The sequence below is a fragment of the Amycolatopsis tucumanensis genome, from assembly GCF_021654135.1.
Taxonomy (GTDB): Bacteria; Actinomycetota; Actinomycetes; order Mycobacteriales; family Pseudonocardiaceae; genus Amycolatopsis_E; species Amycolatopsis_E tucumanensis.
Window position 1 is genome coordinate 171623 of the sequence record NZ_JAKGSD010000004.1, and the last position, 17518, is coordinate 189140.

Consider the following 17518-nt stretch of genomic DNA (forward strand, 5'->3'; position numbering starts at 1 on the left):
ATGGACGTACGGCGCCGGCGGGTGGCGGCCCAGCTCTTGGACCGGTCGAAAACACCGACGCTCGTCGGCGCCGTGCGCCACCTCCTCGCCGTGCAGGCCCAGGAACCGACCGCCTTCCCGCTGGCGCTGCGGGCCCGGGTGCCCGGCCTGACCGCCGCCGAACTCGACGAAGCCCGCCGGGACGCCACGCTCGTCCGCTGCTGGGGCCCGCGCGGCACCCTGCACCTGATCGCCCGCGACGACCTGCCCTGGCTGTACCCGCTGGTGAAACCGAATCCGGTCAACTCGCTCCGGCGGCTCAAGGAACTCGGCGTCGACAACCCCGACGCCTCACGCGCTGCCAAGGCTCTCGACGGCCGCGGCCCGCTCACCAAGGCCGAACTCGGTGAGCGGACCGGGACCGAGGGGCAGGCGACGGTCCACCTGGCGGTGCTCGCCGCCGCGCGCGGGCTCGTCGTGCTCGGGCCGGAACGCGCCGGCAAGCCCACCTACGTCCACGCCGCCGACTGGCTGGGCACACCCCTGCCGACCGAACCCGGCGACACCGCCCTCGGCCAGCTCGTCGCCCGCTACCTGGCCGCGCACGAACCGGCCGAGCCCGCCGACCTCGCCGCCTGGTCCGGAATCCCCGTCACCAGGCTGAAACCCCACTGGCGCGAGTCCACAGTAGACGTCGAAGAAGCGGGCACCACAGTCCGCCTCATTCCGGCCTTCGACGAGTACCTCCTCGGCTGGCGCACCCGGGACCACGCCGTCGCCCCGGAACACCGCAGGCTCGTGCACCCCGGCGGCGGCATCGTCAAGGCAGCCGTCCTCGTCGACGGCCGCGTCGCGGGCACCTGGACCCGCGCGGGCGGCCGCGTCGACGTCCAGCCCTTCGAAGACCTGCCGGACCTGACCGCGGAAATCGAGGACGTGCGCCGGTTCGACGGAAAATGAGTCGATCACCGCGACCGGCGCCAGCTATGCTGCCGGGCGTGAACAGCCCCGAGTCGGACAGAGGCCGGCGGATCACCCGCTGACCCTGTTTTCTCCGACTCGGGAGCTTTGTCATGCCCTTTGCCGTCTACCTGCTCGGGCTCGCCGTCTTCGCCCAGAGCACCTCGGAATTCATGCTGTCCGGGCTGGTCCCGGACATCGCCGCGGACCTGGACGTCTCGATCGCCGCCGCAGGCTACCTGACCTCGGCGTTCGCGGTCGGGATGATCGTCGGCGCGCCGCTGCTCGCCATCCTCGCCCGCCGCTGGCCGCAACGCCGGGCGGTCACCGCGTTCCTCGTCGTGTTCGCCGCCGCGCACGTGCTCGGCGCGCTCACCTCCAGCTACGCCGTCCTGCTCGTCACGCGGATCGTGGCGGCGCTGGCCAACGCCGGGTTCTGGGCGCTGGCCACCACGGTCGCCGTCGCGCTGGTCGCGCCGGACGCCAAGGGCCGGGCGATGTCGGTGGTGATGGGCGGGGTCACGCTCGCCTGCGTCGCGGGCGTGCCCGGCGGCGCCGTGCTCGGCCAGGCCTGGGGCTGGCGCTCCGCGTTCTGGGCCGTGGCCGCGCTCGCCGTCGCGGCGACGATCGCGGTGGTGCGCACCATCCCGGTGTCCAAACCGGACACCGAGGCGACCGCCGTCCGTCCGCTGCTGCGCCGTCCACTGCTGCTCACCTACGCCACGAACGCCCTCGTCCAGGGCGCGACCTTCTGCACGTTCACCTACCTCGCGCCCCTGATCACCGAGGTGGCCGGGCTGTCCGAGGCGTGGGTGCCCGCGACGCTCGTGTTGTTCGGCGTCGGCGCGTGCGTCGGCATCGTGTTCGGCGGCCGCGTCGCCGACGCCCGGCCGCGCACGGTCCTGCTGACCGGCACGGCAGCGCTGACCGTCGGCTGGGCCGCGCTCGCGGTGAGCGCGTCCAGCCCGGTCGTCACGCTCGTTCTCGTGTTCCTGCAAGGGATGCTGGCGTTCGGGCTGGCGCCGGCGCTGACCGCGCGCGTGTTCTACCAGGCCCCGGGCAACGCGCTGGCCGGCGGCTTCACCACGGCCGCGTTCAACGTCGGCAACACGCTCGGCCCGGCACTGGGCGGGCTCGCGCTCGACGCGGGTCTCGGGTTCCGCTCGCCGGTCGTGGTCAGCGCGCTGCTCATGGTCGCATCAGTCGCGCAGGTGTACGGCCAGGTCCGACCGGCCAGGCGCGAGGTCGGCGCGTAGCACCAGGTCCTCGTCGTAGTCGCCGCGGTTCTGGTGGCGGAACGGGATCGGCTCCGCGCTCTCCAGGGTGCGGAGCCGATCCCGCAATCCGGCTACCGCCGCGTCGAACCCGGCGTCGTCGAGGCGGTCGGCGCTCAGCACGGCGAACGGCGGCAGCGGCGCGATGCCGGTGTACCAGAATGTGCCGTGGTGCAAGGGGAACAGCAGGTCGTTCAGTTCACCGTGGACACCCCGCGGTCCGATGCTGGACGGCCGCGCGCCGATCGTCGTCACCACCATCGCACGCTTGCCGGTGAGCTTGCCGTCGCCGTAACGCAGCACCGTGCCGTCCTCGGCGGCGATCCCGTAGCCGAGGCCCTTCACGAAGACCCGGTCGAACCAGCCCTTGAGGATCGCCGGCAACCCGTACCACCACATCGGGAACTGCACCACGATCGCGTCCGCCCAGTCGAGCTTTTCCTGCTCCGCGCGGATGTCCGCGGGCAGGCGGCCGGACTCGTACGCCTCCTGCGAGGCCGAGGCGACCAGCATCCGCTCGGCCGGGTCGTGCTCGAAGTCGCCGTAGTCGACCACCGGGTTCCACTTCATCGCGTACAGGTCCGACACCCGGTAGGAGTGGCCGAACTCGTCCAGCGCCTTCAGCCCCTCGTCACGCAGCGCGGCGTTGAGCGAGCGTCCCTCCGGGTGGGCAAAGATCCACAACACGTTCATGCCACCAGGCTCCGCCGTCACCGCGCCTGCGACGAGTGGCCCGATGGTCAGCATGTGTCAGGATCGGGCCATGACGGTTTTCGCGAACGACGACAGGCACCGGGTGGCCGTGCTGGTCCGGGACGGTCTGCTGCCGATCGAGGTCGGGATCGTGCACCGGCTGTTCGGGCAGGCCAGGGCTGGTGACGAACCGCTGTACGAGGTGCTCACCTGCACCCTCCACCCCGGCGTGGTGCGCACCGACGCCGACTTCACGGTCAACGTCGAGCACGGCCTGGACGCGCTGGCCGAGGCCGACACGGTCATCGTGTCCTCCTCCGACGAGGACTACGGCCCGCAGCCCGGCGGTCCGCTGCAGGGCCCGCTCGCCGACGCCTTCGCGGCGATCGAGCCGGGCACCCGCATCGCGTCCATCTGCAGCGGCGCGTTCGTCCTCGCCGCGGCCGGGCTGCTCGACGGCCGCCCCGCCACCACGCACTGGCAGTCCGCCGACGACCTGCGCACCCTCTACCCGCGCGTGCAGGTCGACCCGAACGTCCTCTACACCGAGTCCGGCAACGTCCTGACCTCGGCCGGCGTCGCGTCCGGCATCGACCTGTGCCTGCACATGATCCGCCGCGACCACGGCGCCGCGGTGGCCAACGAGGTCGCGCGCGGCACGATCGTCGCGCCCCACCGCGAGGGCGGCCAGGCCCAGTACATCCCCCGGCCGGTGCCGCAGCCGACGGTGTCCTCGACCGGCGCGGCGCGGGCGTGGGCGCTGGAGAACCTGCACCGGCCGCTGACGCTGCGGCAGCTCGCCGCGCGGGAGTCGATGAGCGTGCGCACCTTCACCCGCCGCTTCCGCGAGGAGGTCGGCCTCTCGCCCGGCCAGTGGCTCACGCAGCAACGCGTCGAACGCGCCCGCCAGCTGCTGGAGGAGACCGATCTGCCGATCGACCGGGTCGCCGAGGACGCCGGGTTCGGCAGCGCCGGTTCGCTGCGCCAGCACCTGCAGGCCGCGCTGGGCGTCTCACCGAGCGGCTACCGCTACACCTTCCGCGGCAGCCGCGCCGACGATCAGGACCACAGCTCGGCGGCCGGGAGCGGCCGGCCCAGGTAGTAGCCCTGGGCCTGGTCGCAGCCGAGCCGCTTGAGGATCTCCAGCTGCTTGGCGTTCTCCACGCCCTCCGCGACGACGGTCAGGTGCACGGCGTGGGCCATCGCGATGATGCTCGTGACGATCACCTCGGCGTCCCCGGACTCGCCCAGCCCGGTGATGAAGGACCGGTCGATCTTCAACGTGTCCAGCGTCAGCCGCTGCAGCTGCGCCAGCGACGAGTAACCGGTGCCGAAGTCGTCGATCGCCAGGCACACCCCGAGCTCGCGCAGCGCGGCCAGCGTCTTGCTGGTGACCGTGGAATCCCGCATCAGCGCGCTCTCGGTGATCTCCAGGCACAGCGCGTCCGCGGGCAGCCCGGTCACCGCCAGCGCCTCCTCCACGGCCAGCACCAGCGCCGGGTCGTCGAGCTGCCGGGTGGACAGGTTGATCTTCAGCCCGACCTTCGCGCCCCGCGCCCGCCGCGACGCCACCTCCCGGGTGGTCTCCCGCAGCATGTGCGAGCCGAGCAGGTTGATCAGGTCGCTCTCCTCGGCCAGCGGGATGAACTCCGCTGGCGAGATCGGCCCGTGCACCGGGTGCGTCCAGCGCAGCAGGCCCTCGACCGCGACCATCTCGTCGGTGCGCAGGTCGACGACCGGCTGGTAGGCGGCCCACAGGCGGCCGTGCCGGACCGCGTCGCGCAGGTCCTGCTCCAGCCGCAGGCGTCGCTGCATCCGCATCCGCAGCTCGACGTCGAAGAACTCGTAGCGGCCGCGGCCCAGCGTCTTCGCGTGGTACATCGCGACGTCCGCGTCGCGCAGCAGCTCGTCGGCCTCACGCTGGTCGCCGGGGCCGGTCAGCACGATCCCGATGCTCGCGTCGACGTGCAGGCGGCGCCCGTCGACCGAGATCGGGGTGGTCACCGCGTCCCGGATGTGGTTGGTCAGCGCCCGCACCCCGGACTCGTCGTGCACGCCGAACGCGATCACCACGAACTCGTCCCCGCCGAGCCGCCCCACCACGTCCCCGGCGCGCACCGCGTGCCGCAGCCGCTCGCCGGCGATCTGCAGCACCCGGTCGCCGATCGTGTGACCGAGCGAGTCGTTGATGACCTTGAACTTGTCCAGGTCGATGAACAGCACCGCGGTGGCGCCGTAACCCTCCTCGTGCAGGGCCGCGTTGAGCCGCTGCAGCACGAGCGTGCGGTTGGCCAGCCCGGTCAGCGGGTCGTGCGTGGCGTCGTGCGCGAGCCGCTCGCCGATCGCCTTGCGCTCGGTGATGTCGCTGAACGACAGCACGAACGCCGAGGAGGCCATGTCCTCCGGGTTCATCGCCCGGCAGGACACCGACAGCCACACGATCCGGCCGTCCGCGCGCTTGGCCCGCATCACCCGGCCCTGCTGCGGCTCGCCGCCGCGGCGCAGCTGCGCGGACGGGTACTCCGACGGGTCGAGCCGCCGCCCGTCCTCGTCGTAGAGCGGCCAGTTGTCCGGCGGCGTGGCCATCAGCTCCGCCTCGGTGGCGCCGAGGATGTGCTCGGCCGCCGGGTTCGCCGACATCACCCGGCCGTTCGGGCCGATCACCAGCACACCCTCGTCCAGGGCCGCGACGACCGTGCTGAACTGGCGTTCCGCGCGGCGGCGGGCGGTCTCGTCCGCGCACACCAGCACGTAGCCGTCGTCCATCTCGGCCGCCGACACCCGCACCGCCAGCGCGGAGCCGTCCGCGGCGCGGTGGGTCGTCTGCGCGACGCCGCCGTGGGCGAGCACGTCGGCCGGGTCGAGCGGCGCGCCCACCAGCCGGCCGACCTCCTGGCCCAGCGCGTCGGCCGCGCGCCAGCCGTAGATGTTCTCGGCCGCCGGGTTCCAGCTGGTCACGCGGCCCCGCGCGTCGGTCGCGATCAGCGCGTCGCTGACGTGCTGGACGAGCGCGGCCTGGTAGCGCAACGCGGCCTCGGCGGCCTTCTGCGCGCTGACGTCGCGCATGATCACCTGGAAGGCCGGCTTGCCCTCCCAGGTCGTGCGCACCGACACCGACTCCACGGTGATCCGCTCGCCGTCCAGCCTGGTCAGCACCGCCTCCGCCGGCTCGGACGTGGCACCCGGCTCGCTCAGCCCGGCGATCCGGCGCAGCATCGACGGCACCGACGGCGGATCCACGAAGTCGGTGATCGGCCGCCCGATCAGCTCGGACGCGGTGATGGCCCCGACGAACCGGACCGCGGCGGGGTTGGCGTAGGTCAGCACGCCGTACTGGTGCACGACGATGCCGTCCGGGCTCAGCTCGACCAGCAGCCGGTAGCGGTCGGCGAGGTCGGCCAGCTCACGGCGGTCCTCGTGCCGGTCGGTGACGTCCGTGGCGATGCCGAACAGCCCGCCGTCGAACGTGCGGGCGCGGAACCGGATCCACCGCGAGTCGCCCGCCGGCGTCTCGTAGGGCTGCTCCAGCTCCAGGTCGTGCCACACCGGCGCGGTGCGGGCGGCCAGCATCAGCGGCTCGACCAGCTCGGCGAGCCGCGCGCGGATCTCCGCGTCGGGCGCGCCGGGCAGCGCGAGCAGGCGGTCGAGGCCGGGCCGCCAGGTGAGGACGTCGTCGGCGAAGCCGAAGGACCAGATCACGGCGCGATCGGCGGACAGGGCCAGGTCGATCACCTGTTCATGATCGACGGACAGGCCGGCCACGCCTTCCCCGGGGTTGGCGTTTGGCTCCATCTTCCGTCCGATCCGCCGAGCATCTTCTGCTGTCCGATTACACCATTCGGCCGCTTCACCGTGGTCCTTGTGCACCAATCTCCGGCAGCGGACTGCGCTCGGTTATGCCCTTCCGGCTGCTCGACGTTGGCTTGGAACGAGTCCGTTCCTCGGGACGGATCGTAGAGGCAATGACGAAGGAGGGGCGAGTGCGATGGACTCGCGGCAAATGGCAATCTGCGGAATCGGAGCGGTCACCGGCTACGGCTGGGGCCGCGAGCAGCTGTGGGACGGCCTGACGTCCGGCAAGCCCGCGGCCGGGCTGGAAGCCGGGTACGGCGCCCACCCGGACGAACCCGGCTGGGTGGCGAAGGTGACCGACGGCGGTAACCCGATGGACGGACCGAGCCGGTTCGCGCGGGCGATGCGGGCTGCGGCCAGGGAGGCGATCGCCGACGCGGGGGAGCGCGGCTGGCAGCCCGGGAAGCGCGTCGGACTCCTGCACGCGGTGGTGCTCGGCGAGGTGGACCTCTGGCGGGAGTTCTACCTCGACCGGGGCCGTGACCTGCGGCCCCGTGAGTACCTCGGGCTGATGCCGTCCACGCCGATGTCCACCTTCATGCAGGAGTACGGGTTCCACGGCCCGGCGATGAACGTCTCGGCGATGTGCGCCTCCGGCAACGCCGGGCTGCTCACCGCCAAGGCCTGGCTGGACGCCGGCATCGTGGACGACGTGGTGTTCGTCGCCACCGACATCTCCGCGACGCCGGAGAACGTCCTGCACTTCGTGCGGCTCGGGGTGGCCGTGACCGACACCGAGCCGCTCGAGGCGTGCCGTCCGTTCCAGGAGGGCAGCCGCGGGTTCCTGATGGGCGAGGCGTCCGTCGCGTTCGTGCTGTCGCGGAACGCGAGCCGGCCGTACGCGGTCGCCCTCGGCGGCGCGATGACGCACGACGGGTACCACGTGACCTCGGTCGACCCGGACCTCGGCCAGGTCCGCGGCTGCTTCCGGGACGCGCTGGCCAACGCCGGGGTGCCCGCCGCGGCGGTGCGCTACCTCAACGCGCACGGGCCGGGGACCAAGCAGTGCGACACCGCCGAGGCGACCATCCTCGAAGAGGAGTTCGGGTCGTCGACCGGGGTGTACTCGGTCAAGCCGCTCGTCGGGCACTGCCAGGGCGCGGCTTCGGCGGTGGAGGTGTCGGTCGCCGCGCTCGGGTACGACCGCGGCTACGTCCCGGCGCCGCCCGCGGTGGCCAAGGGGCACCCGCAGCTGCTCACCGGCCGGGTGCCGATCGGTGACGGCCTGACCGTGAAGTCGTCGCTCGGCATGGGCGGCCACAACTCGGTCGTCGTGCTCGGCCCGCCGGCCTGATCGCGGCCTCCGCCCCGCGGCTCGCAAGGGGGTTGCCGCGGGGCGGAAGGCGGGCTTGTGCGCGGTGGTGCGCTGTCCGAAGATCGGGGCATGACTGTGCGCACGACACCGCCGTTCCGCGCCGATCACGTGGGCAGCCTGCTGCGGCCCGCCGAACTCCACCGGGCCCGCGAGGACTTCGCCAAGGGCGCCATCGGCGCCGGCGACCTGAAGGCCGTGGAGGACAGCGCCATCCGCGACGTCGTCGCGATGCAGCGCGAGGTCGGGCTGCGCTCGGCCACCGACGGCGAATTCCGCCGCGCCTCCTGGCACATGGACTTCATCTACGCCCTCGACGGGATCTCCCGCAGCGACGAGAAGCTGCACGTCAAGTTCCACAACGCGGCCGGGGACATCGAGTTCAGCCCGGCCGGGCTGAAGGTGGACGGCAAGGTCGGGCTGTCCGGCACGATCTTCGGTGACCACTTCGCGTTCCTCAAGTCCATTGTGGACGACACCCAGACGCCGAAGCAGACCATCCCGTCGCCCAGCATGATCTACTACCGGGGCGGTCGCCGCGCCGTCTCCGAGCAGGTCTACCCCGACCTGGAGGAGTTCTACCGCGATCTGGCCGACGCGTACGCCAAGGAGGTCGCCGGGATGGCCGAGCTGGGCTGCACCTACCTGCAGCTCGACGACACCAGCCTCGCCTACCTCAACGACCCGGCGCAGCGGCAGCTCGTCGCGGAGATGGGCGGCGACCCGGACAAGCAGCACGTGCGCAACATCAAGACGATGAACGCCGCGCTGTCCGGCCGCCCGGAGGGGCTGACCGTCACCACCCACCTGTGCCGCGGCAACTTCCGCTCCTCGTGGGTGGCCTCCGGCGGGTACGACTTCGTCGCCGACGCGCTGTTCAACGAGCTGGAGGTGGACGGCTACTTCCTGGAGTTCGACGACGAGCGCTCCGGCGGGTTCGAGCCGCTGCGGTTCGTGCCGAAGGGCAAGTACGTTGTGCTCGGCCTGGTCACCACCAAGCGCGGCGAGCTGGAGTCGGTCGACTCGCTGCGGCGGCGCATCGACGAGGCGGCGCGCTACGTCGACCTGGACCAGCTGTGCCTGTCCGGGCAGTGCGGGTTCTCCTCGACGGAGGAGGGCAACGACCTCACCCAGGACGAGCAGAAGGCGAAGCTGGAGCGGATCGTCGAAACCGCCGAGCTCGTGTGGGGCCGTTAACCTGGGCTGATGCGGCACACATCGGCGCAGGCGCCCTCGGTCGTCGACCGCGTGCTGGACGTGCTGGCCGCGTTCACCCCCGAACGTCCGGCGATGACGCTGTCCGAGCTGAGCCGCCGGACCGGGCTGCCGTTGTCGACCACCCACCGGCTGGTCGGTGAGCTGGCGCGGCGCGGGGCGCTGGAGCGGCAGGACGACGGGCAGTACCGGGTCGGGCTGTGGCTGTGGGAGGTCGCGTCGCTGTCCCCGCGCGGGCCGGTGCTGCGTGACGCGGCGATGCCGTTCCTGGAGGACCTGTACGAGGCCACGCACGAGAACGTGCAGCTCGCGGTGCTCGACGTGCCGGACGTCGTGTACGTGGAGCGGATCTCCGGGCGTAACGCGGTGAGCATCGTGTCCCGCCCCGGCGGGCGGCTGGCGGCGCACGCGACCGGCGTCGGGCTGGTGCTGCTCGCGCACGCGCCGTCCGACGTGCAGGAACAGGTGCTGGCCGCGCCGCTGCGCCGGTACACGCCCAAGACGATCACCGGGGCCGACGAGCTGCGCCGGGTACTGGCCGACGTGCGGCGCGACGGGTACGTGATCAGCGACCGGCAGGTGGAGATGGTGTCCCTGTCCGTGGCGGCGCCGGTGTACGGGGCGGACGACGCGGTGGTGGCGGCGATCTCGATCGTCATCCCGGCCGCCGGGCCGGATCCGAGATCGATGGTGCCGGCCGTGCGGGCGGCGGCGCGGGGGATTTCGCGGACCTTGGGGGCACCGCGCGCCTTGCGGCAGCCCAGCTGAGGGGGGTTGGGTTTTGCGGGCTGGTGTGATGCCGGCGCCAGCGAGCGGTGGACGCTGCGACGCCCCCAGTTGAGCCGAGGGGATCTCGGGGGCTGGGCGCGTCCGGGGCACCTCGGCCCAGCTGAGCCAGGCCTCAGCTGATCCGCCGCGCCGGGGTGATGCCGGTCAGCAGGCGGCGCGTGCGTTCGGGCGCCCACTCCGGCAGCCCGGCCACGATGTCGCCGAGGGACTGCGCCGCCAGGCTGGCCCGCCAGGCCTCGTGGGCCTCCGCCATCTTCGCGGCCAGCACGCACGTGTCCCGGCAGTCCTCGGGCGGCAGCGCGCCCCTGCCCCGCTGCCGGATCTCCCGGCACTCGTACGGCGCGGACGCCCCATCGACCGCCTCGACGATCTCCAGCAGTGTGATCTCCGACGCGGGCCTGGCCAACCGGAAGCCGCCGCGGGGGCCGGTCGTCGCCGTCAGCACACCGGCCCGGACCAGCGCCTTCAGCTGCTTGGCGAGGTAGGGCGCCGGCAGGTCGAAGTACTCCGCGAGCTGCGCCGTCGACGCGGTGGACCCCGGCTCGAGCTGCGCCAGCGAGGTGGCGCAGTGCAGAACCCACTCGGTGCTCGATGGCAGCTTCACAACCACAGTGTATCTCCGATATTATGGACCCGAGAAATCCACAATAGGAGGAAGCAATGCGAATCGCAGTCGCCGGAGCCACCGGCAACATCGGCAGCCGCACCGTGGCCGCGCTCGAGCGGGACGGGCACGAGGTCGTGCGGATCAGCCGCTCGCTCGGGGTCGACCTCGCCACCGGCGCGGGCCTGGACGACGCCCTGACCGGCGTCGACGCGGTCGTCGACGCCCTCAGCGCGCCACCGATGAGCAGAGACGAAACGGTGGCCTACTTCGGGAACGCCACGCGCAACCTGCTCGCCGCCGAGGAACGCGCCGGCGTGCGGCACCACGTCCTGCTGTCGATCCTCGGCGTCGACCGCGTCGAGGGCAACGCGCACTACGCGGGCAAGCGCGAGCAAGAGGGCCTGGTCGCCGCCGGTGCGGTGCCGTGGTCGATCGTCCGCGCCGCCCAGTTCCACGACTTCGCCGAGATGGCCGCGGGCTGGGGCGAGCAGGACGGGGTCGTGACGATCGCGCCGCTGCTGGTGCAGCCGATCGCCCCCGGGGACGTGGCCGCCGTGCTCGCCGAGGTCGCCACCGGCGAACCGCTCCGCGACCGCCTCGACCTCGCCGGCCCGGAGCCGCAGGACCTCGTCGACATGGCGCGCCGCACGTACGCGGCGCGCGGCCGGTCGGCGAAGTTCGTGCCGACCTGGTCCGGCCTGTTCGGGCCGGAGATGGCCGGTGAGGTGATGCTGCCCGGCGAGGGCGCCCGGCTCGCGCCGACGACGTTCGACGACTGGCTCGCCGAGCAGCACTGAGCTCCCACTGAGTGGAAGCCCTGCTGGCCCACGGCCCGGGCCGACCCGCATGCTGGGTGCCGGAACAGCGGAGTTTGGAGGACGCAGTGACGCGCACACAGGTCGGGATCATCGGCGCCGGGCCGGCCGGTCTGCTCTTGTCGTACCTGCTGCACGCCGAGGGTGTCGACGCCGTGGTCCTCGAGACGCGCAGCCGCGCCTACGTGGAGAAGCGGGTGCGCGCCGGGGTCTGCGAGCACCCGACGGTCGAGCTGCTGCGGGAGATCGGCGTCGGCACGCGGTTGGACGCCGAAGGCCTGCCGCACCACGGGTTTTCGCTGCGGTTCGACGGGCAGGACCACCGAATCGCGCTCACCGAGCTGACCGGCAAGTCGATCACGGTCTACGGGCAGCAGGAGATCGTCAAGGACCTGATCGCCGCGCACGAGGCCAAGGGCTACCCGATCCGGTTCGAGGTCAGCGACGTCGAACTGCACGACGTGGACACCGACAACCCGCGCATCACCTACCGGGACTCCGACGGCGCGGCGCAGACACTGGCGTGCGACGTGATCGCCGGGTGCGACGGCTTCCACGGCGTCAGTCGCCCGACGATCCCCGCGGACAAGGTCAAGACCTTCGACCGCGAGTACCCGTTCGCGTGGCTGGGGGTGCTCGCGCAGACCCCGCCGTCGCACGAAGAGCTGATCTACACCCACCACGAGCGCGGGTTCGCCCTGCACAGCATGCGCTCGCCGGAGATCACCCGGCTCTACCTGCAGGTGCCCAGCGACGAGAAGATCGAGAACTGGTCCGACGATCGCATCTGGTCCGAGCTGGACGTCCGGCTCACCACGAACGCGCACGACTTCGTGTTGCGTGAGGGGCCGATCCTGGACAAGGGCATCACGCCGATGCGCAGCTTCGTCACCGAGCCCATGCAGTACGGACGGCTCTTCCTCGCCGGCGACGCGGCGCACATCGTGCCGCCGACCGGGGCGAAGGGCATGAACCTGGCCGTCGCCGACGTGCGCGTGCTGTCCCGCGCGCTGGTGGAGCTGTTGCAGCACAAGCGGAGCGAGCTGGCGGAGTCCTATTCGGACACCTGCCTGCGGCGCGTGTGGCGGGCCGAGCACTTCTCCTGGTACATGACCTCGATGCTGCACGTGGACCCCTCGGCGGACGACTTCACCCGGCGGCTCCAGCTGTCGCAACTGCGGTACACGGCGTCCTCCCGCGCCGCGGCGACCAGCGTGGCGGAGAACTACGTGGGGCTGCCGTTCGCCTAGGTGGCGCCACGTGTTTTCCGCGCGTGCGTCGAAATCGCGGTGCTCTCGGACTGGGCTCGGATGCTCGCCGGGCTGACGATTCAAGAGGCGGCCGGGTACGCCTCCCCTGGTTCAGGACCACCTCAGCTGACACGGCTCTCGGCCTAGCCGGTCGGGGGCTGTGTCGGGAGCGCTCGCCGAAGCGGCTGGGGTTGCCGTTCGCCTATGTGGCGCCGCGTTTCGGAACCTACAACGAGATCGCGGTGCTCTCGGACTGGGGCTCGGATGCTCGCTGGGCTGACAAGGCGGCCGGGTACGCCTCCCTGGCGGCAGCCGCGCTGCGCGTCATCCGCGCAGCCGGGGTTGCGATCCAGTCAGACGCTCGTCAGCGGGTTGCTCGGGGAATCGCGGTGATTGGCACGGCTTGGGCCGGGAAACAGAGGTGCGCTCCCGGCCACGCCAGAGAAATTGACGGGAAGCGCCGACGAGGCGGTTGATCTCAGTTCGCCTCAAGCGGAAACGTCAACCCCGGGTTGACGACTTCAACACCGTCAACCTAGGGTTGACGCATGACCAGTTCAGTTCGCCTTGACGACTTGATCGAGGCCATCAAGCGGCAGCACCCGGACTCCGATCCCCTCCAGCAGCTCTCCGACGCGGTGCTCCTCGGTGAGCACCTCGGCGACGTGGCCGACCACCTGATCGGCCACTTCGTCGACCAGGCACGGCGGAGCGGCGCGTCGTGGACGGAGATCGGCGCCAGCATGGGCGTTTCCAAGCAGGCGGCGCAGAAGCGGTTCGTGCCGAAGGATTCCCCCGGCGCCGGCATGGAGGCCTTCAGCCGCTTCACCGAGCGCGCCCGCCGGGCGGTCGTTAACGCCGAGAAGGTGGCGCGCGGCGCCGGCAACGAGCAGATCGAGACCACGCACATCCTGATCGGCGTGATCGGCGAGCGGGACGGCCTCGCCGCGAAGGCGGTGGAAAACCTCGGCGTCACAACGGAATCGGTCGGCGAACGGGTCAACGCGACCCTCCCGCCGCCGGTGGACGGCGAGCTGCCCGCGCACATCCCGTTCAGCCAGGACGGCCGCAAGGTCATCCAGCTCACGGTGCGGGAAGCCCTGCGACTGGGGCACAACTACGTCGGCACCGAGCACATGCTGCTCGCCCTGCTCGACCAGGCCGAGGGGCCTGCCTACGAGGTGCTCACCGAACTCGGCATCACGAAGGACGCCGTCGAGGGGCAGATCCGCGAGATGCTGCGGGGCATGTTCCCGGACGCGTGACGGGCGCCGCGCGGACGCCCGTCACGCGCCGATCAGGCCGGCTCCCCGTCACCACCCTCGACGGCGGCGCTTCGCGTCCAGCTATGCCCCGACCTCGGGGCGGCCGTCCTCGGCCCAGCGGGTGTGGAACGAGCCCTCCCGGTCGACCCGGCGGTAGGTGTGCGCGCCGAAGAAGTCGCGCTGCCCCTGCACCAGGGCGGCCGGGAGGCGCTCGGCGCGCAGGCCGTCGTAGTAGGCCAGCGCGGTCGAGAAGCCCGGCGTCGGGATGCCCAGCCGGACCGCGGTGGAGATCACCGACCGCCACGAGTCCTGCGCGTCCTCCACGGCCTTGCGGAAGTCGCCCGCGGTGAGCAGCGTCGGCAGGCCCGGCTCGGCCGCGTAGGCGGAGCGGATGTCGTCCAGGAACTTCGCCCGGATGATGCAGCCGCCGCGCCAGATCGCGGCCAGCGCGCCGAGGTCGATGTCCCAGCCGTACTCCGCGCCGCCCGCCTGGATCTGGTTGAAGCCCTGCGCGTAGGCGACGATCTTCGACGCGTACAGCGCGCGCTCGACGTCGTCGGCGAAGGTCTCCGCCGCCGCGCCGGTCAGCGGGGCGCGCGACGGGCCGGGCAGGCCACGGCTGGCCGCGCGCAGGTCCGCGCTGCCGGACAGCGACCGCGCGAACACCGCCTCCGCGATGCCGCTGATCGGCACACCGAGGTCCAGGCCGATCTGCACGGTCCAGCGGCCGGTGCCCTTCTGCTCGGCCTGGTCGGTGACCACGTCGACGAACGGCTTGCCGGTCGCGGCGTCGGTGTGCGCCAGCACCTCGGCGGTGATCTCGATCAGGTACGAGTCCAGCCTGCCGGTGTTCCAGGTGCGGAACACCTCCGCGATCTGCGCCGGCTCGTACCCGAGCGCGCCGCGCAGCAGGTCGAACGACTCCGCGATCAGCTGCATGTCGGAGTACTCGATGCCGTTGTGCACCATCTTCACGAAGTGCCCGGCGCCGTCCGGGCCGATGTGGGTGCAGCACGGGTCGCCGTCGACCTTGGCCGAGATGCTCTCGAACAGCGGGCCGAGCGACTCGTAGGACTCCTTCGAACCGCCGGGCATGATGCTCGGCCCGTGCAGCGCGCCCTCCTCGCCGCCGGAGACGCCGGTGCCGACGAAGTGCAGCCCGCGCTCGCGCAGGGCGGCCTCGCGCCGCCGGGTGTCGGCGAAGTGCGCGTTGCCCGCGTCGACGATCACGTCGCCCTCTTCCAGCAGCGGCGCGAACTCCTCGATGACCGCGTCCGTCGGGGCGCCGGCCTTGACCATGATCACCAGCTTGCGCGGCCGTTCGAGCGCGTTCACGAACTCCTGCGCGGAGTAGGTGGGGATGAATTCGCCTTCGTCGCCGAACTGCTCCACCAGGTCGCGTGTGCGCTGTTCCGAGCGGTTGTGCAGGGCGACGGTGTGCCCGTGCCGCGCCAGGTTGCGCGCCAGGTTCCGGCCCATGACGGCCAGGCCCGTGACGCCGATGCTCGCCTTCTTGCTCATGCGCAGCCTTCCCTCTCGAAGCTCTCTCCGCACCCTAGCGCGAAGCCCTGTTCCCGCAGGTGAACGCGTGAGTAACTAGCGTTCAACCACTTTTCCTGCCAAACTCCATCCAGTCATCGCCGCGCTACGGTGCGGCATGGAGTACGGTCATGGGTTCCACTACGAGGGGACGAGGCGGGACGAGGTGCCGTGGAGCGGGTGAGGGCGCGGAAATAGGCAATGGCTAGCACCGTTACTTCCCGTCGCAAGCAACTCGGCAACGAGCTCCGGCACGCGCGACTGGCCGCGAAGATGACCCAGCAGCAGGTCGCCGAAGTGCTCGGGTGCACGCAGGGCAAGGTCAACAAGATCGAGTCCGGCGCGGTGGGCGTCAAGCTCGGCGACGTGCGCACCATGCTGGAGGCGTTCGGCATCAACGGCGACGAGTCGGAGGCGCTCATGAGCCTGGCGCGCGCCGCGGCCGGGCAGCGGGGCGCCTGGTCCGGCTACCGGTCCGTCGTGCCGCACTGGTTCCGGACGTTCACCGACCTCGAGCCGGCCGCCGTCGAGATCATGACGTGGCACGGCGAGCGCATCCCCGGCCCGCTGCAGTCCGAGCACTACATGCTCAAGCAGTTCACCGAGTTCGGCGCCACCGACGTGACGTCGCTGGTGCGCAACCGGCTGGACCGCAAGGCCGTCTTCGACCAGCCGCAGCCGCCGTACTACCGGTTCATCATCAGCGAGGCCGCGCTGCACCGCGCGCCCGGCGGTCGTGCGCCCGCCGTGATGCTGGACCAAATCGAGCACCTGCTGGAGCTGGACCGGCGCCAGCGCGTGTACATCCACGTGCTGCCGTTCGGGGCCAGGCTCGCCGCGGTGCCCAACGACTTCACGATCATGCGCTTCCCCGACCGCACCCGTGACTTCGTCTACATCGAACACTCGGCGGGCGGGATCTACCTGGACGACCAGAAGGACTTCCAGCTCTTCGTCGACGCGTGGGACCGCCTGCGCGGCGCGGCGCTGGAACGGCAGGAGACGCGCGAGTTCCTGAAGAACATGGCCGATCAGTACCGCGTGGCCATGGGAGCCTAGGCTTCGACCAAGATCAACTTGTCGGGGGTTGGGCGTGGCTGAACCGGATCAGGACAACGTGGACCTGGACCGTCCCAACGCCGTCCGGATGTACGACTACTACCTGGGCGGCACGGGGAACTGGGCGATGGACCGCGTCCTCGGGGACAAGGTCCTGGCCGAGGTACCGTTCGCGCCCCTGATCGCGCGCGCCAACCTGGAGTTCCTGGAACGGGTCCTGCGGTACTGCGTGCGCAACGGGATCGACCAGTTCCTCGACGTCGGCTCCGGCGGGCCGACGGTCGGCACCGTGCACCGGATCGCCGACGCGCTCGAGCCGCGCAGCCGGTGCGTGTACGTGGACCGCGAACAGGTCGCCGTCGCACACGGGCAGCTGCTACTGGAGCGCGAGGGCGACCCCGAGCGGCACGCGATCGTCCGCGCGGACCAGCGCGACCCGGACGCCGTGTGGCAGGCCGCGATGGGCGCCGGAGTGCTCGACCGGACCCGGCCGATCGCGTTGATCTTCTGCGCGGCGCTGCACTTCATCCCGAACGCCGAGCCGGCAGGCGAAATGCTGGCCCGTTACCGCGCGCGCCTGCCCGCCGGCTCGTACCTGGTGATCTCCCACGCGACGTTCGACGACCTGGACGTGCCAGCGGAGTACGCGGCGAGCATCCGCGCGGCGTTCGAGCTGTACGAGAAGTCCGGCACGCCCGCGTTCTCCCGGCGGCACGACGAGATCGTGTCGTTCTTCGGCGACTTCGAGATGGTGGAGCCGGGCGTGGTGTGGCTGCCGCAGTGGCGGCTGGACGAGGCGCCGTCCCCGGTGACGCAGAACTTCGTGGCGAACCCGTCGATGTCGATCGGGTGGTGCGGAGTGGGCCGGAAGCGGGGATGACCGCCAGGATCTGCCGAAACCGCCCGCGG

At 71.6% G+C, this 17518-nt stretch carries 15 protein-coding genes; 11 read left to right on the forward strand and 4 right to left on the reverse strand.

Annotated elements, in window-relative coordinates; genetic code table 11:
• The gene (locus tag L2C96_RS07190) at nucleotides 1–939 is read left to right on the forward strand and encodes a winged helix DNA-binding domain-containing protein (RefSeq protein WP_237335617.1); all 939 of its coding nucleotides are present in this window, start codon (nucleotides 1–3) and stop codon (nucleotides 937–939) included.
• Nucleotides 940–1052: 113 nt separating this feature from the next.
• Nucleotides 1053–2195, forward strand: coding sequence for a Cmx/CmrA family chloramphenicol efflux MFS transporter (locus tag L2C96_RS07195; RefSeq protein WP_237335618.1), 1143 nt, complete (start codon nucleotides 1053–1055; stop codon nucleotides 2193–2195).
• Here the strand turns inward: L2C96_RS07195 and L2C96_RS07200 are convergent.
• A complete protein-coding gene (locus tag L2C96_RS07200) occupies nucleotides 2139–2906 on the reverse strand; it encodes an NAD(P)H-dependent oxidoreductase (protein WP_237335619.1) in 768 nt (255 codons plus the stop codon). The genes L2C96_RS07195 and L2C96_RS07200 overlap by 57 nt on opposite strands.
• Nucleotides 2907–2976: 70 nt before the next feature.
• Between L2C96_RS07200 and L2C96_RS07205 the strand changes: the two genes are divergently transcribed.
• Nucleotides 2977–4008 carry a GlxA family transcriptional regulator gene (locus tag L2C96_RS07205; RefSeq protein ID WP_237335620.1) on the forward strand — a complete coding sequence of 344 codons (1032 nt, stop codon included), beginning with the start codon at nucleotides 2977–2979 and terminating at the stop codon, nucleotides 4006–4008.
• Here the strand turns inward: L2C96_RS07205 and L2C96_RS07210 are convergent.
• Nucleotides 3966–6698, reverse strand: coding sequence for a sensor domain-containing protein (locus tag L2C96_RS07210; RefSeq protein WP_237335621.1), 2733 nt, complete (start codon nucleotides 6696–6698; stop codon nucleotides 3966–3968). The two genes, L2C96_RS07205 and L2C96_RS07210, sit on opposite strands and share 43 nt — an antisense overlap.
• 193 nt (nucleotides 6699–6891) lie before the next feature.
• Here L2C96_RS07210 and L2C96_RS07215 point away from each other — a divergent pair, with 193 nt between their 5' ends.
• From L2C96_RS07215 to L2C96_RS07225, 3 genes are all read left to right on the forward strand, one after another.
• A complete protein-coding gene (locus L2C96_RS07215) occupies nucleotides 6892–8052 on the forward strand; it encodes a beta-ketoacyl synthase N-terminal-like domain-containing protein (protein WP_237335622.1) in 1161 nt (386 codons plus the stop codon).
• Between the two features lie 90 nt (nucleotides 8053–8142).
• Entirely contained in the window at nucleotides 8143–9267 is a 1125-nt protein-coding gene (locus L2C96_RS07220) for a 5-methyltetrahydropteroyltriglutamate--homocysteine S-methyltransferase (RefSeq protein WP_237335623.1), read from the forward strand.
• 9 nt (nucleotides 9268–9276) lie between these two features.
• Nucleotides 9277–10053 (forward strand): IclR family transcriptional regulator, encoded by a 777-nt coding sequence (locus tag L2C96_RS07225; protein ID WP_020418264.1) that lies wholly within the window; start codon nucleotides 9277–9279, stop codon nucleotides 10051–10053.
• Nucleotides 10054–10186: 133 nt separating this feature from the next.
• Here the strand turns inward: L2C96_RS07225 and L2C96_RS07230 are convergent, their stop codons facing one another.
• Nucleotides 10187–10678, reverse strand: a complete 492-nt coding sequence (locus tag L2C96_RS07230) for an RrF2 family transcriptional regulator (protein WP_020418263.1) — start codon at nucleotides 10676–10678, stop codon at nucleotides 10187–10189.
• Between the two features lie 56 nt (nucleotides 10679–10734).
• On the opposite strand from L2C96_RS07230, the gene L2C96_RS07235 reads away from it, so the two are divergent.
• From L2C96_RS07235 to L2C96_RS07245, 3 genes are all read left to right on the forward strand, one after another.
• Nucleotides 10735–11478 (forward strand): SDR family oxidoreductase, encoded by a 744-nt coding sequence (locus tag L2C96_RS07235; RefSeq protein ID WP_237335624.1) that lies wholly within the window; start codon nucleotides 10735–10737, stop codon nucleotides 11476–11478.
• Nucleotides 11479–11564: 86 nt separating this feature from the next.
• On the forward strand, nucleotides 11565–12746 hold the full coding sequence (gene pobA, locus L2C96_RS07240; protein WP_020418261.1) for a 4-hydroxybenzoate 3-monooxygenase: 1182 nt from the start codon (nucleotides 11565–11567) through the stop codon (nucleotides 12744–12746).
• 548 nt (nucleotides 12747–13294) lie between these two features.
• The gene (locus L2C96_RS07245) at nucleotides 13295–14011 is read left to right on the forward strand and encodes a Clp protease N-terminal domain-containing protein (protein WP_237335625.1); all 717 of its coding nucleotides are present in this window, start codon (nucleotides 13295–13297) and stop codon (nucleotides 14009–14011) included.
• A gap of 81 nt (nucleotides 14012–14092) precedes the next feature.
• Here L2C96_RS07245 and gnd read toward each other — a convergent pair whose 3' ends face one another.
• Nucleotides 14093–15532: an NADP-dependent phosphogluconate dehydrogenase gene (gnd, locus tag L2C96_RS07250; RefSeq protein ID WP_020418259.1), complete on the reverse strand. Its 1440-nt coding sequence runs from the start codon at nucleotides 15530–15532 to the stop codon at nucleotides 14093–14095.
• A 219-nt stretch (nucleotides 15533–15751) separates the two neighbouring features.
• Here gnd and L2C96_RS07255 point away from each other — a divergent pair, with 219 nt between their 5' ends.
• Together L2C96_RS07255 and L2C96_RS07260 are read left to right on the forward strand one after the other, a co-directional pair.
• Entirely contained in the window at nucleotides 15752–16609 is an 858-nt protein-coding gene (locus L2C96_RS07255) for a helix-turn-helix domain-containing protein (protein WP_027935906.1), read from the forward strand.
• A 34-nt stretch (nucleotides 16610–16643) separates the two neighbouring features.
• Nucleotides 16644–17489 (forward strand): SAM-dependent methyltransferase, encoded by an 846-nt coding sequence (locus tag L2C96_RS07260; RefSeq protein WP_308191140.1) that lies wholly within the window; start codon nucleotides 16644–16646, stop codon nucleotides 17487–17489.
• The last annotated feature ends 29 nt before the right edge of the window (nucleotides 17490–17518 follow it).